This window comes from Paenibacillus oralis (assembly GCF_003863965.1).
Classification (GTDB): Bacteria; Bacillota; Bacilli; order Paenibacillales; family Paenibacillaceae; genus Fontibacillus; species Fontibacillus oralis.
The window spans coordinates 4373617-4388433 of the sequence record NZ_RRCN01000001.1; the positions used below are offsets into that span (position 1 = coordinate 4373617).

8 protein-coding genes are annotated in these 14817 nt (G+C 49.9%); all 8 read left to right on the top strand.

Annotation, left to right across the window (positions count from 1 at the left end; genetic code table 11):
* Window positions 1–440 precede the first annotated feature (440 nt).
* The 8 genes from EHV15_RS19605 (at window position 441) to EHV15_RS19645 (ending at window position 14597) form a co-directional block, all read left to right on the top strand.
* Entirely contained in the window at window positions 441–1379 is a 939-nt protein-coding gene (locus tag EHV15_RS19605; RefSeq protein ID WP_128632680.1) for an ABC transporter permease, read from the top strand.
* Between the two features lie 9 nt (window positions 1380–1388).
* Window positions 1389–2273 carry a carbohydrate ABC transporter permease gene (locus tag EHV15_RS19610; protein WP_128632681.1) on the top strand — a complete coding sequence of 295 codons (885 nt, stop codon included), beginning with the start codon at window positions 1389–1391 and terminating at the stop codon, window positions 2271–2273.
* 82 nt (window positions 2274–2355) lie between these two features.
* Entirely contained in the window at window positions 2356–3888 is a 1533-nt protein-coding gene (locus EHV15_RS19615; RefSeq protein WP_128632682.1) for an ABC transporter substrate-binding protein, read from the top strand.
* Between the two features lie 32 nt (window positions 3889–3920).
* Window positions 3921–4967: a glycoside hydrolase family 130 protein gene (locus tag EHV15_RS19620; RefSeq protein ID WP_128632683.1), complete on the top strand. Its 1047-nt coding sequence runs from the start codon at window positions 3921–3923 to the stop codon at window positions 4965–4967.
* A 234-nt stretch (window positions 4968–5201) separates the two neighbouring features.
* Window positions 5202–9986 carry a polysaccharide lyase family 8 super-sandwich domain-containing protein gene (locus tag EHV15_RS19625; RefSeq protein ID WP_178075903.1) on the top strand — a complete coding sequence of 1595 codons (4785 nt, stop codon included), beginning with the start codon at window positions 5202–5204 and terminating at the stop codon, window positions 9984–9986.
* Window positions 9987–10131: 145 nt separating this feature from the next.
* A complete protein-coding gene (locus EHV15_RS19630) occupies window positions 10132–11397 on the top strand; it encodes a HipA domain-containing protein (RefSeq protein WP_128632685.1) in 1266 nt (421 codons plus the stop codon).
* Window positions 11398–12322: 925 nt separating this feature from the next.
* On the top strand, window positions 12323–13234 hold the full coding sequence (locus tag EHV15_RS19635; RefSeq protein ID WP_281281724.1) for a Gfo/Idh/MocA family protein: 912 nt from the start codon (window positions 12323–12325) through the stop codon (window positions 13232–13234).
* Window positions 13235–13901: 667 nt separating this feature from the next.
* On the top strand, window positions 13902–14597 hold the full coding sequence (locus EHV15_RS19645; protein WP_128632686.1) for a response regulator transcription factor: 696 nt from the start codon (window positions 13902–13904) through the stop codon (window positions 14595–14597).
* The last annotated feature ends 220 nt before the right edge of the window (window positions 14598–14817 follow it).

Below are 14817 nucleotides of genomic sequence, written 5' to 3' on the forward strand. Positions count from 1 at the left end.
CTGAATCCCCCGTTATTATAACTTCCGATTCTTATCATTTTTAGATTATTAATTATAGCATAACGAGCATTCCTGTCTGCAGAATCGGTTATTTTCGAGGGTAGTGTTGTTTTTGGGAAGTTCGTAAATCTGCGCTTGCAGGAAAAATTGGAGCTTGCCGGAATTGCCGTTGCAGTGAGGGCTCGGTAAGGTAAGGGTATAAGAGGTTGTTCAAAAAGTCATCTTTCCATGACGAAGCAGATCAGGAAGTGGATCGGGCGTCGAATCTTGAATTCAGCCGGGCCTTCCGTTGCTCACGTAGATCTGTCTACGCTCCGCTACTCAGTCCCTAGCTTCATTCAACCTTCTCGGTCCTGAAAACCCGACTTTTTGAACTCGCACTTTAAACAACGGGACGCAGATGCGATTGCCTGTTTCGATGAAAGGGGGAAGTAAAACCTATGCAATATCAACTTAATGCAAGGAAACGGCCCGTGCTGAAGCATATTGTTCGTAATCCTTTTCTCTATGCTATGGCCGTGCCGGGGCTGCTGTTCTTTCTCGTGTTCAGTTATTTTCCCATATACGGGATTATGATTGCCTTCAAAGACTATAATTTTGCCAAAGGAATTACGGGAAGCGAATGGGTCGGTTTTAAAAACTTCAACTATTTTTTTACTTCGGATGACTTCTGGGTCATACTGCGCAACACGCTGGTGCTGAACATGCTGTTCATTTTGTTTACTACGGCGGCAGCTGTATTAATCGCGCTAATGTTCAATGAAATTCGCAATAAGTATTTCAAACGAATTTCGCAGTCTTTCATTTTTCTTCCTTATTTTATGTCCTGGATTGTGGTAGGAATGATTGTCCAATCCTTGTTCGGCGGGGAAGAGCCGATGATCAATACTTGGCTGCAAAATTTCGGCTTGGAACCGGTCAACTGGATGTTTGAGTCGAAGCTGTGGCCGTTCATTCTGACGGTTATCCGCGTGTGGCAAGGAGCCGGTTATCTTTCGATTATTTTTCTGGCCGCGATTACCGGCATATCGGAGGATTTGTACGAGGCTGCCCGGATTGACGGGGCATCTAAGCTGCAGATTGTGTTGCGCATTACGCTGCCGCTGCTTGTTCCTACTGTTATGATCATGACTTTGCTGGCCGTAGGCAAGATTTTCAACGGGGACTTTGCCATGATCTATGCCATCATTGGAGACAATTCCTTGCTGTATCCGACTACCGACGTCATCGACACCTTCGTATTCCGCTCCATGAGACAGCTGCATGACTTCGGAATGTCTTCGGCGGTTGGCCTGTTCCAGTCGGTTATGGGACTGATCTTCGTCATTGCCGCCAACTGGGTAACCCGAAGGGTGTCTAAAGAATCCGCTTTATTCTAGGAGGTAACGATGAGACAGAAACAGAGTGCTGCGGATCGGACTTTTACGGTATTTGCCTATACGTTCATTTTATTGTTCACCTTATTTTGTCTGTTTCCTTTTCTGCTGATGATTATCGGATCGTTTACGGACGAGGGGGAACTGATTGCGCACGGGTATACTTTATTTCCGCAAAAATTATCGCTGGACGCTTATAAAGCGGTTTTGCAATCGGATGTGCTGCTGAGCGGCTATGCGGTCACGATTTTTATCACCGCCGTAGGCGCATTAAGCGCGCTGTGCATTTCCGCAATGCTCGGTTATTCTCTGGCCAACAAGCGGAATGTCCTGCAAACGCCTTTTCTGATTTTTTGCTATTTGCCTATGCTTTTTTCCGGAGGCATCATTCCGTTTTATATTGTGGTCAGTCAGTGGCTGCATTTGCAGAATACCGTTTGGGTGCTAATCTTAACATTATTATGCCAGCCGTTCCTCGTCTTTTTGCTGGTCAGTTTCTTCCGTACAATTCCCGAGGAATTGGAGGAAGCCGCAAGAATTGACGGAGCGAATGAGATGAGAATTTTCTTTCAAATTATGATACCGATCTCGAAGCCGATTCTGGCTTCCGTCGGTCTCTTTTATGCCCTGAACTACTGGAATGACTGGTTTATGGGATTGATGTTCGTGGATAATGAGAAGCTGTTCCCACTGCAATTGATTCTGCGCCGGATGGTATCCAATATGGAGGCTGCCAGAAATCTCATTCCCGCCGCCGCAGCCATTGCCGTGACGCCACCAACCTATGGCGTGCGGATGGCGACAACCGTGCTGACGATCGGGCCGATTGTCTTGCTGTATCCCATGCTTCAGAAGTATTTTGTCAAAGGTCTAACGGTAGGAGCTGTCAAAGGGTAATCGAGGATTTCCGGCATTAACCGGATCAGCCCGGTTAATCATAGATACTTTTTTCTTCATTAAATAAAGGGAGGTTAACGAAATGAGATTGAAAAAATGGTTTGGCGCGGCGACGGCCACAGTATTGGCTTTGTCATTGATGCTGGCGGGCTGCGGAGGCAAAGCGGGGACTGGCGGCAATGAAGGGAATGCTCCAACGAATACGGAAAGCACTACATCCGCACCGAAGGAAACGGTGACCCTGAAAGCTTATTTCCCGGGGGATAAGCCGGCGGGCTTTGACGATGTGCTGCAGGCGGTCAACGACAAATTGAAAGCGGATAACGTCGGAGCGGCCTTGAATATCAATTTCTTACCGTGGTCCGATTACGGGAATGCGGTATCTGTGAAGATGTCTGCCGGGGAAGACTTCGATATGTATTTGGATGCCCCATGGTTGTCCATGAATCAGATGATCGCCAGCAATTCTTTGCTGGAACTGGATGCCATGGTGGCCGAGCGTCCGGAGCTTAAAGCGTCCATTCCCGATGAAATGTGGAATTATAACAAATTCGACGGCAAAATTATGGGCATTCCGCTCGGCACCACCCAAGGCCCGGTATACGGCCTGCTTATCCGCAAAGATTTGCGCGAGAAATACGGACTTCCCGAGTTGAAAACGCTCGAAGATCTGGAGAAATTTTTGTATATGGTCAAGGAAAACGAGAAGGATGTCAGACCCTTCGTCATTAACGGCATCAAAGCCGATAAACTTCCGTTTATCCTGAGCAAATCCGCTAATCTCGCACTCGATGAAGTGCTGGAAATCGGCGTCAGCATGTTCGCCTATTCAACCAAGGACAAGAAAGTTGTCGGTCAATGGGCAAGCCCGATGATTGCCGATGGTTATGAACGCGTCACCAAATACTACAAGGACGGCATAATTTCCAAAAATATTGCGCAGGAGCAAAATGCGGAAACACTGTTCAAACAAGGCAAATATGCGGCCACCTATTATGCGGCTGACGGTGTGGAGGGATTGAAATATTCGGATATGCTGAAGGACGGCAGCGACAAGCTTGAGGTTTTCGTTCCGAATGGGGATAAGGCCAAGCCGTTTACTGCTTTCCAGCAATGGAATTTCCTTTGCATTCCGGCTTCATCCAAGCACAGCGACTTGGCTCTGGACGTAGTTAATTGGTTGTCCATTAAGGAAAACCACGATTTGATGGAATACGGCATTCAAGGGAAGGACTGGGAGCCTGTCGGCGATACGAGCTATAAGGTGCTGTCCAACTATTCGTTCCCGGGCTTTGTGCTGACCTGGCGGCCAACGCTGAACCGCACGCCGGATACGATGATGCCGGATGACAAAAAGTGGTTCGACTTCTCCGCCGACCCGGCTAATTTCACGCTTAGTCCGACGGCAGGCTTCAGCTTTAACGCTGAAAAGGTGAAGACGGAATATGCCAAAATTACGCCGCTTCACGATTCGTTTTTCCTGCCGCTTAGTCAAGGTGTGCTGTCTGCGGAGGAAGGCAAGGCGACGCTGGAGGAAAAAATGGCGAGCCTCGGCGGACAAAAAGTCATCGATGAAATTCAAGCGCAAATCGATGCCGTTACATCCGGTAAATAACAATCATTGAAAGACGGAAAGAGGTATCTCACATGAACGTAAAACGCTGCGCGCAAAATCCTGTTATACGGACCCGGGACGTTGCACCCTCCCGCCCCAACTTTCAAGTGCTTGGAGCGTTTAATGCAGGCGTTGCACAAGTACGGGATGAAATTATTCTGTTGCTGCGCGTTTCGGAAGCGCCGATATCGGACCGGGAGGACGAAGTGCTCGTCCCCCGGCTTAACGAAGCGGGCACCGATGTACTTATAGAGCGCTACGACAAGGCCGATCCGAGCTATGATTTCTCCGACTCGCGCTTCGTAGCAAGGGACGGACGAACGGTCATGCTCACCTCCTTATCCCATCTGCGGGTGGCGCGAAGTAAGGATGGCGTTCATTTCGACATCGAGCCACAGCCGGCCTTGTTTCCGGAACACGCTCTGGAAGCGTGGGGGATTGAAGATCCGCGTGTGACCCAAATCGGGGACATGTATTATATCACTTACAGCTCCGCCTCCGCTCGCGGCGTTGGCGTTGGCCTTGCGGAGACCCGGGATTTTCGAACATTCAAGCGTCACGGGCTTATGCTCGCTCCCGAAAATAAGGACGTCATGATATTCCCGGACAAAATTAACGGCAAATACTACGCTTTGCATCGTCCGGTGCCGAAATCGTTTGGCTTTCCCGAGATATGGATCGCAGAATCGCCCGATCTCGAGCATTGGGGGAACCATCGCTTCTTGATGGGGCTTAGCGAACAAGGCTGGGATTCAGCTCGTATGGGCGGCGGCGCGGTTCCGATTCGAACCGATCGCGGCTGGCTTGCGTTGTACCACGGCGCGGACAGCAAGCATCGCTATTGTATGGGCGCAGTGCTGCTCGACTTGAATGATCCGGCCAAGGTGATAGCAAGATCTCGTGTACCCGTTTTGGAGCCGGAAGCTGCATATGAGGTGAATGGATTTTTCGGCGGGGTCGTGTTTTCGTGCGGAGCCATTTTACTAGATCAAACGATCCGCATGTATTACGGTGCCGCGGACGAAGTGATGGCTGTAGTGGACATCCCCTTGGAGGATATATATAGTACGTTTTTTTGAAGGGTTGAAGGCAGTGTTTGCTGCCTTCTTCAATCCATTGATGTGAAAGCGTTATCAATAACATTTTGAGCTTAACAAAGGAGGAGCATGAGAATGGCTAACCAAAGGCAAAGGTTTGTAAAGAAGTGGATATGTCTTACTACTGTTTGTTTAATGATATCATCGATATTTTTATACTCGCCCGTTTCGGCGAGCACTCCCGAGGAAACGAATGCTTCTCAAGAGATCGCTGATATGAAAATGATGAAAAAGCGTATGGTTGATTTTTACATCTCCAAAGATATTATAAATGATGGAACGAACGGTCGGGTCGAATGGACCTTCAAGTCACAGGCAGGTACTTATTTATCCAATCAAAACCCTGATGGAAGCTGGGGCGATGTCGATTACACGAGTACAACTTCCGCCGCCAATGGGAGAGGTTGGTCGCCCTACCTTGCCTTAGACCGGATGCAGTCGATGGCGCAGGCGTTTGCTGACCCGAATGATCCAAACTATCATAGTGAAACGCTATTAGGCGGTATTCAAAAGGCGCTGGATTATTGGTTCACGGTAAAGCCGACTTCAACCAACTGGTGGGAAACCGGAATCGGCAAACAATTAAGGCTGGAAAAAATTGCGCTTCTATGTGAAGGCTATTTAACGGCAACGCAAGTCTCCAATATTATTGACACGTTAGACAGCAGCCCACACACTGTCGATGGAGCTAATTCGTCCTGGTACAATCAAAATTATATGTACCGCGGCTTACTGCTGGAGGATGCCCAGATCGTCCGGAACGCCGTGAATGCGTTTAACGTACTGTCGAATGTGACGACGACGGTGACGGGAATCCAGTCGGACATGTCTTTTTTCATGCATGGCAAAACGAATTATACGACGGGCTATGGAAGAAGCTTTGCCAGAGATATGTCATTCTGGGCCTACATTACTTCGGGCACCGTGTTCTCGTACAGCGAGGCGGCGATTGATTCGTTATCGTCATACTTGTTGGACGGCACCAGGTATCTCGTGAAAGGCGATGTTGCCGATCTGGGCATGGGGATGAATGGACCTGATTGGCCGGATTACGTGAGCGCGGCTTTGACCTTCTATGAAGATCCGATGCAATGGATGCAGACGGCCAATCCGAAGCGGGCTACGGAGTTTGCAAGTTTCCTTGACAATATTCGCATGATCGGCACGAACACGAGCAACGGACTGGAATTGAGCAATATGACGCAATGGCAGACGCTTGTCTCCTCCCATATGCGAACTGACTACGGAATTACGGTCAAGATGGCCTCCAGCACGGTTAAAGGCGGCGAATGGAGAACGATTAATCCCAGTGGATATAACCTGTTGTACTGGACGCCGCAAGGAGCCACTGCCATTCAGAGAACCGGCGACGAATACAGACCCGTTTACCCGTTGATGGACTGGGCCCATGTTCCCGGTACGACGGCCCCGTACGCACTCACGAAAGACGGGAATTTCAACAATCCCAAAACGTTTGTAGGCGGAGTGACAAACGAGCGTTATGGGGCCACCGCATTTGATTTTAACAAGCTGAATACAAGCGGAAAGAAAGGCTACTTCTTTTTCGATGATGAAATGGTGGCGCTTGGTGCAGGAATCGCTTCGACGAATACCGCGCCGATCCACACGACATTGAACCAAAGTCAGGCGATAGGCGAAGTTCTCGTAGATGGCAATCCGATAGCAGACGGAACGATGCAAACGGGCGGAAGCTGGGCCTATAACGATCATATCGGCTATATTTTCCCAAATCCGACGGATTTTCAAGTAAAACGGGAGACGAAAACCGGAAAATGGAGCGACGTCATTTCGGGAAGTTCAACGGAGACGATGACCAAGCCGATTTTTTCGATTTGGCTCGATCATGGCGTGAAACCCACAAACGCTTCCTACCAATACATTGTATTGCCGAACACAACCTCCGAAGAGGTCAGCAGTTACGCGAGCGACAACCCGATAAGTATTCTTTCGAATACACCGTCCGTCCAGGCTGTCCGGCATAACTCTTTGGGAATTGCGGAGTTGCTGTTTTATCAACCCGGAACGGTGACGGTGAGAGACGGTTTGACGGTCACCGTAGATCAACCCGCCATGGTTATCGTTGACGAATCCGCAGCACCTGTCCGTATTTCAGTCGCTAATCCCGAAACACCGGGGATTACCGTGAACGTGACGCTGGATCGAAACGGGGAAACATCCACGACAAGCTATACGCTCGGCAAGGATACGTTCACAGGCCGAAGCATGACTTTGGATGAGGGAGCCTCCATCGACGACAGCGAATTCGATCTCGCTTACAGTAAAGGCGCGACCGCTTCATCCAGCAAAGACAATCGATATGCCTCGAATGCCACGGATCTTTACAGAACTTCGTATTGGAGTTCAAACGATTCGGATAATGAATGGATTTATGTTGATTTACAAAATCAATTTTTGATTCATAAAGTTAGGCTAAATTGGGAGAAAGCGTACGGAAAAAGTTATAAAATTCAAGTATCGAACGATGCTGTCACCTGGACGGATGTTTACTCAACGACGACGGGTGAAGGCGGAATCGAAGACATTTCTTTCAGTCCGGTCAGTGCCAGGTACGTTCGTATGCAAGGAGTTCAGCAGGGTACCGGAAATGGCTACTCACTTCATGAATTTAACGTGTATGAAGCAGTACCGCCCAATCTTGCAGAAGGCAAGCCGGTAGTGGCAAGCTCGTCCAAAGCCGCGAATGTGGGGCCCGGTTATGCAGTCGATGGCTCACTTAGTACCCGTTGGGGATCTAACTATTCCGATCCGCAGTGGATCTATGTCGATCTTGGCTCTAGCAGGTCCATCCAGGAGGTCGCTTTACATTGGGAAGACGCGTATGGAAAGGCGTACCAAATTCAGGTTTCCGACGACAATACGAATTGGACTACCGTTTACAGCACCACAACCGGAGACGGCGGAATCGATAGAATCTCCTTCGAACCCGTGAATGCAAGATACGTCCAGATGTACGGCACGAAAAGAGGGACCACATACGGCTACTCACTCTGGGAGTTTAAAGTATATTCGGCTCTTGCTACCGCCCCGGACGCACCTTCCGATGTGCATGCCGTCGGTCATGACGGGTCCGCTGAGGTAAGCTTTGCCGCGCCGATCCATTCCGGCGGAAGCGAAATTACAGGCTATAAGGTAACCGCGTGGGCAAACGGAGAAGCTGTTGCGACGGCGGAAGGTTCGGACAGCCCAATCACCGTCACCGGTCTGACGAACGGTACGGCGTATACCTTTACGGTGATAGCAAGGAACGCCAAATGGGAATCGGCCTCGTCCGCGCCGTCGAACGAAGTGATCCCATCGTCGGATGAAGCATCTGTTCCGGCTCCGCCTGGGAATTTGACGGCGGCGCCCGGCGACCGATCCGTAACCTTAAAATGGGATGCTTCGGCGGAAAGCGTCACCTATTCCGTGTACCAATATGAAGGCATGGCGGCGCCACCCGATCCGGGCAACTGGCAGCTGGCTCAAGCCAGCGTAACGGAAGCCACGTATACGGTAACCGGATTGACGAACGGAACGAGTTATGCGTTCACGGTAAAAGCCGTAGATCCGAGAGGCGAGAGTGATTTCTCCATGGCCGTGACGGCGGTGCCGAATTCGACATTGTCGCAGGTTCCGGCAGCGCCGGTTCATCTTGCCGCCTTGGCGGACGACAGGAAAGTTTCGCTGAGTTGGGATGCCGTGGCTGGAGCGGATAGCTATGTAGTTTACAAGTATGCAGGGTCTGCGGCTCCGGTTGATCCGGCCGATTGGGTGCAAGTGCAGGCGAACGTCACGGACACCGCATACACCGTAACCGGTCTGACGAACGGCACGCGATACGCGTTCTCAGTGAAAGCCGTGGGAGCGGGGGGCGAGAGCAAGTTCTCCAATGCCGTAACGGCGACACCGAAGGCTCCGCAACCGGAAACGCCGAAGGATCCGCAACCGGAGACGCCGGGGAGCGGCAGCGGCACAGGCAATGGCAATGATACTTCCGTTATCAAATCGACCAACGGCACCATCCTTATTCCGAGCGGCAGGACCGGCGAGGTCAGTCTCGATAACGAAGTTATCCTTACGATAGGCGCAGGAGCGGCGGAGCAGGAGCTGCGCATCGAGATCGAGAAGCTGCTCAGTACGGCAAACCTCGTATTCGATAAGGAAACGCTGGTCAGCAACGTCTTTGAATTGACGAAAAATATGGCAGGAAACTTCAAGAAGCCGATCGTCATCTCGATGAAGTTCGATCCGTCTCTCATAGGAGACAATCAAAGAGTCGCTATCTTCTACTATGACGAAGCAAAGAAAGTATGGATTGAAATAGGCGGCGTCGTGAAAGGCGATCGAATTACGGCCGAGGTGGATCACTTCACCAAGTTTGCGGTCATGGCTGTAGGCGAGAAGAAGGACGAAAGCGGCGAACCGAACGAGCCGGCGCCATCGTTCACAGACATCGCGGGACATTGGGCGCAGAACGCCATCCTGAGCGCGGCGGGCATGAAGCTTGTCAGCGGCTATCCGGATGGAACGTTCAAGCCGAATGCCGCCATTACCCGCGCCGAATTTACGGTCATGCTGGCCAATGCGCTTAAGCTGGAAGGAGCAGGTTCAGCGGCTGCGTTTACGGACGAGGCCAAAATCGGCGGATGGGCGAAGCAAGCGATCGCGAATGCGGTTGAAGCAGGTATTGTGAGCGGGTACGCGGACGGCAGCATCCGGCCGAATGCGCGTATTACCCGCGCGGAAATGGCGTCGATGATCGCCAGGGCGCTTAAACAGTCTGATGAAGCAGGCGCAACGACCGGCTTCGCGGACGATAAGGACATCCCGAAGTGGGCCAAAGGCGCGATTGAGGCGGTTCGTAAGCTGGGCATCGTGAATGGCCGCGGCGACAAAAAGTTCGTTCCGAACGGTACTGCGACCCGGGCGGAAGCGGTGACCCTATTGGTGCGGATATTGGAGCTTGGTACAGAACAATAAAACATAGATAACAGCAGGCACAGCGTAGGAACAGATATGTTCCTCATGCTGTGCCTGTACGTACCGATTAATAGCTTTTCCGGCAGCCTTGCAGTTCCTCGGATTTGAGATATGATAGAGGTACATGGTAAGAGGAGTTGAAAATATGGCGGATGCTTGGAACAAAAAATATGTGCTGAAACACAAAAACGTCCCGGTTGCGGAAATCGAGCTTGACGAAGCGACGAGTGCCATTTCGGCGATCGGCGAGGTTTATGACGCACAGCATGTTCCCATCGGAATACCGGTCAAAAAGGGACGCATCGACCGCGCTGCGCTCAATGAATGGTGGCGGGGGCGCGCTATTCCAGCCAGCCGGGACGGGATCCAGGAAGCGTTGGCCCAATTGAAGCTGACCACCACCCAAAAATTGTTGGACAAAGGTTTGGGCCTCAGTTTGTCCGACCAGTATTGGATTTGCCCACTGGGTTCAGATGCCGACTGGTCACGGGTTAATTTTTTCGACATTGCTTTTTCCGAAGATGTAGGCAATGTGTTGCTTGGCAAAGGCGTATCGGGAGAAAGCTTAAGTTTGATATCTCCGGACAACACGTCGGACGGCTGGCTCAAAAAGAAATGGACCTTATCGGACGGGAAGCGTTGCCTTATCAAAGGCGGCAGCGGTGCGATTCAGCAGGAACCCTACAATGAAGTGCTGGCAAGCCGATTGATGGAGCGCCTGGGCATCCCTCACGTTTCCTACACACTGCTGGAGCAGGAGAGTTATCCATACAGCGTATGCGAGGATTTCATCACTCCGCAGACTGAGCTTGTGACGGCATGGTATGTGATGCAGACCCGGCAAAAGCCCAATCATGTTTCGGTGTACCGGCATTACGTGGATTGTTGCGAAGCGCTAGGTGTTCCCGGCATCGCAGATGCGCTGGATCAAATGATTGTCGTGGACTATCTTATTGCCAATGAGGACAGGCATCAAAACAATTTCGGCGTGATTCGGAATGCGGAAACGCTGGAGTGGATCGGGGCCGCTCCGATTTACGACAGTGGATCCTCCCTTTGGTTTTCCAAGCCGCTTTCGCTCATTTCGCCAACCACAAAACTAACGTGCAAGCCCTTTAAAAATGACCATAACGAGCAAATCAAGCTGGTCACGTCCTTTGACTGGCTCGACTTGTCCGCGTTGCATGGGTTGGCGGAAGAATTTCGGGATATCTTGAAGGATTCGCTGTTTATCGACGCAGCAAGGCGAGACGCTCTTTGCAGCGCCTTGCAAAAACGGATCGACATGCTGGCCAAAATTGTCCATTCCCGCGCGCCGCAGCTTTGGGTGGATGATCGAAGCGCGGATGTCCTGGAGAATATTGCATACAGCGGCACGCCATCCGCTGACGATGGGGAGCCGGAACAGTGAGAGGTTGAAAATGCGAGTCCTCTCGACCGCGCCATATTAAGATGAATAAGCTCGTGAATTTCCTTCTGAAGGGATTCACGAGCTTTTTGCAATAGTAGAGATAACGGGGGTTACAAATCGTAATTTTTTGCGATAGTATAAGTTGTATTAATGCGTAATAATTACGATTAATAAGTAATCTATATATCACAATAAGGAGGAACTAATTCTAGCCACAAATTCTAACGGTTGCCACAAGCGCTATTTGTTCCAAGAACGTTGATTTTAAATTGTAACGGTTGTCATGGTGCTTATTTCACTTAAATCCGGCTATTTTTGCTTAGATTCAGGCAAATAAAGGCGCTCACAACCGTTAGAATTTAGAAAAGGTCTTTTTTCGGAGAATAGCCGCTGTTACAACCGTTAGATTTCCGCCGGGTAGCTTTTACGGGAAAACTTGAGCAAAAGTTAATGCAACGCTAGTGGCGTTTAGAAGTGTTAACGGACTCTATCGACCTGTCATTGGCGGGGAAGTAGATGGTGTCCTCTCTTGGATCCTCGGGAATCATCATGCTTTTGGCGGCCAGGTAATATCAAAATATCGGATTTTTTCCATAAGCATGCGCTCTTCGTCGGGGAGGCATGTTTTTTGCGTACTTGGGATATACCAGCCAAGCATATGGGGCAATGCCCCATGTGCAAAAAACGCAAATAAAACGGCGAAAAAATCGTTGACAAACGAAAAAAACGTGCAATAATTCATGTTAATAATATCCAATTTGCCGCAAATATTTGCGTAATGCTTCGTGAAATTTGCGTAATGCGAGATAAGTTTTTTTCTTGCATTACAGGATGGATAGTGCGTAGGACAACGGGAGCTAAGCAGTGTTCCTTCTTAGGACAATATTTTATTCAGGATGACGTTCGCTAACTTAACAAGGAAGATCTGGATGCCGTCGTCATCAGCGTGCCGAACTATATGCACCGCCCGATCGCGATGGCTTTCCTGGAAGCGGGCAAGCATGTTTTTCTGGAAAAGCCGGTCGCACACACGCTGGAAGATTGCGATGCAATCATCGCGGCGGCGGAGAAGCATCAGCGCATCCTGCAGATCGGTTTGGTCTACCGCTATTCGAATGTCTACCGCAGATTGGCGCATGAAGTGGGGAAGGGACGGCTCGGCGAGGTGAAAATGATGTGGTGCAAGGAATTCCGTGATTCTTTTCCGCCGGCGGACTGGTTTTATGATAAGACGAAATCGGGCGGATCGATCGTGGAGAAGGATTGCCACCACTTTGATATTTTCAACTGGATGATTGGGGCCAACCCGGTGCGGGTGTTTGCCTCCGGCGGACAGCACATGATCAAGCAGGGGCAGCCGAACCTGATCACCAATTCATACAGCCACTATCCGGCCAAAAATATCGACAATCCCACGGTCGTGGACCACGCCTTTATTACGATCGACTACGATAACGGAAGCAAAGCCAATCTCGGCTTATGCCTCTACTTGAAGCCGATGAATTTGCTGGGAGACAGGCTGGAAATCGGTCTGATCGGCAGCAATGGCGCGCAGATGGTGGTGAAAAACGACAAAACGATCGATATCGCCGGCGGGGAAAATTCCACCCGAGACCATCTCGATATCGATGTCATTTCGGACTCCATTATGGGCGGACACACCGGCGGGCAAGCTCAGCGCATCGATTTTCTGGAATGCATTCGCAGCAACAGGCAGCCTTTTGCCAGCGCCGAGGTGAGAAGGAATGCTCTGCTGATCGCTTTGGCCGCGGAGAAATCGATTACCGAGGAGCGGTACGTTTATCTGAAGGAATTAACCAATCACGGGGTGTCGTGATGAGCCCAGAAGTTCGGCATTATTTCGCCATTTACGGAGAAGAAAACCGATCTCGTTTGGACCTACGGCGAGCAGGCGCTAAAGCTTCCGCTGGCGGGCGAGGGCGATCTGCAGGCCGCGCTTCAGGATTTGGCGGCGCAGATCAAGTGAGGTAGCTATAAGCCCGTTCCATGAGCGGGCTTTTTTCGTAATATCAGAAAGTATAAAATTCCGAGGGAGGAGAAGAGGAATCAGGGGGCTAAGGGACACCAGAGCCGTTATTTGAGGAAAAACGGAGGTTTGCAAAATGTAACGGACACAGAAGACCTTATATACCTCAAATCGGCCTGGATGAACGGGTTTAGAGCGAAATAGGGTCGTCTGTGTCCGTTAGGCTGGGAAATATCCGGGAAATGGGCGGATAAGGTCGCTGGTGTCCGTTAGAGTAGCGTCCAAAGTTTAGGAAGAGCCTCCGATCGCAATCGCTCCAAAGTAGGAGTCAGAGCCATTAAAGGACGCCGTCAGGCGTTTTTCTTAAATTCCAGGGAGCTCACTCCTCATACCAGCCCATTGTCCCATTTTTGCTATTGTCTTGTGCATTCATTCACAAGTTAATGTTATAATAGGGGGCGGATGTTTCCTTAACAGGGGAGACGCATGATTTTTGACAAAGGAGTGCAGCTAGGGAATGAGTAAAGCCAAGGTGCTCATCGCCGACGATGAAGATTATATTCGAAAGCTTGTCAAAAATGTACTTGAAAGCGATAACATGCAGGTGATTCAAGCGGAAAACGGAAGCGAAGCGCTCAGTATAATCCGGAATCAGACTGTTGATCTGATCATATTGGATATCGTGATGGATGATTACAACGGATATGACGTGTTTGGGAAAACCCGGGCCATGGGCATCTATACGCCCATCATCTTTCTTAGCGGCAAAAAGGAAGACACAGATCAGATTATCGGTTTTGGTCTGGGAGCCGACGCTTATATTACGAAACCCTTCAGTCCGTCGGTGTTTTGCGCACAGGTCAAAAACCATATTAAGCGTTACCGCGAGCTGATCGAATTAAAGGACGCGTATACGAAGCTGACTCAAGGTCCGTTCCTGTTTAATCTGAAATCCTATACATTTTATAAAAACGGTGCAGAAGTGCCGCTTTCTTCCAAGGAAGCTCTGCTGATGAAATTTTTCATGGAGAATCCCAATCAAGTATTCAGCAAGGAGCAGCTGTACCAAAACGTTTGGAAGGAAACGGTGATCGACGATAATACGATCATGGTCTACATCCGGCATTTGCGAATGAAAATCGAGGATAACCCCGAGAAGCCCAAGCATATACAGACCGTATGGGGTATTGGATACCGTTTCACCGTGGATTAAGCAGGCTCGAAATACAAGCGGTTGGATTGGGATATTTCCCGATCCGGCCGTTTTTTTTGCATGGTGGGATTCTTAAAATATTTTAAGATTCAGTCAGAATACTTTAAGTTTTGCTCTTTATGATGAGGATGTGTCTCGAGACAACATCAAATTTGGATCACAACTGGAGATGAAAGCGTTTGTTTATGATTGTGAAAAAATCCCCTATCTAAGAGGAGGA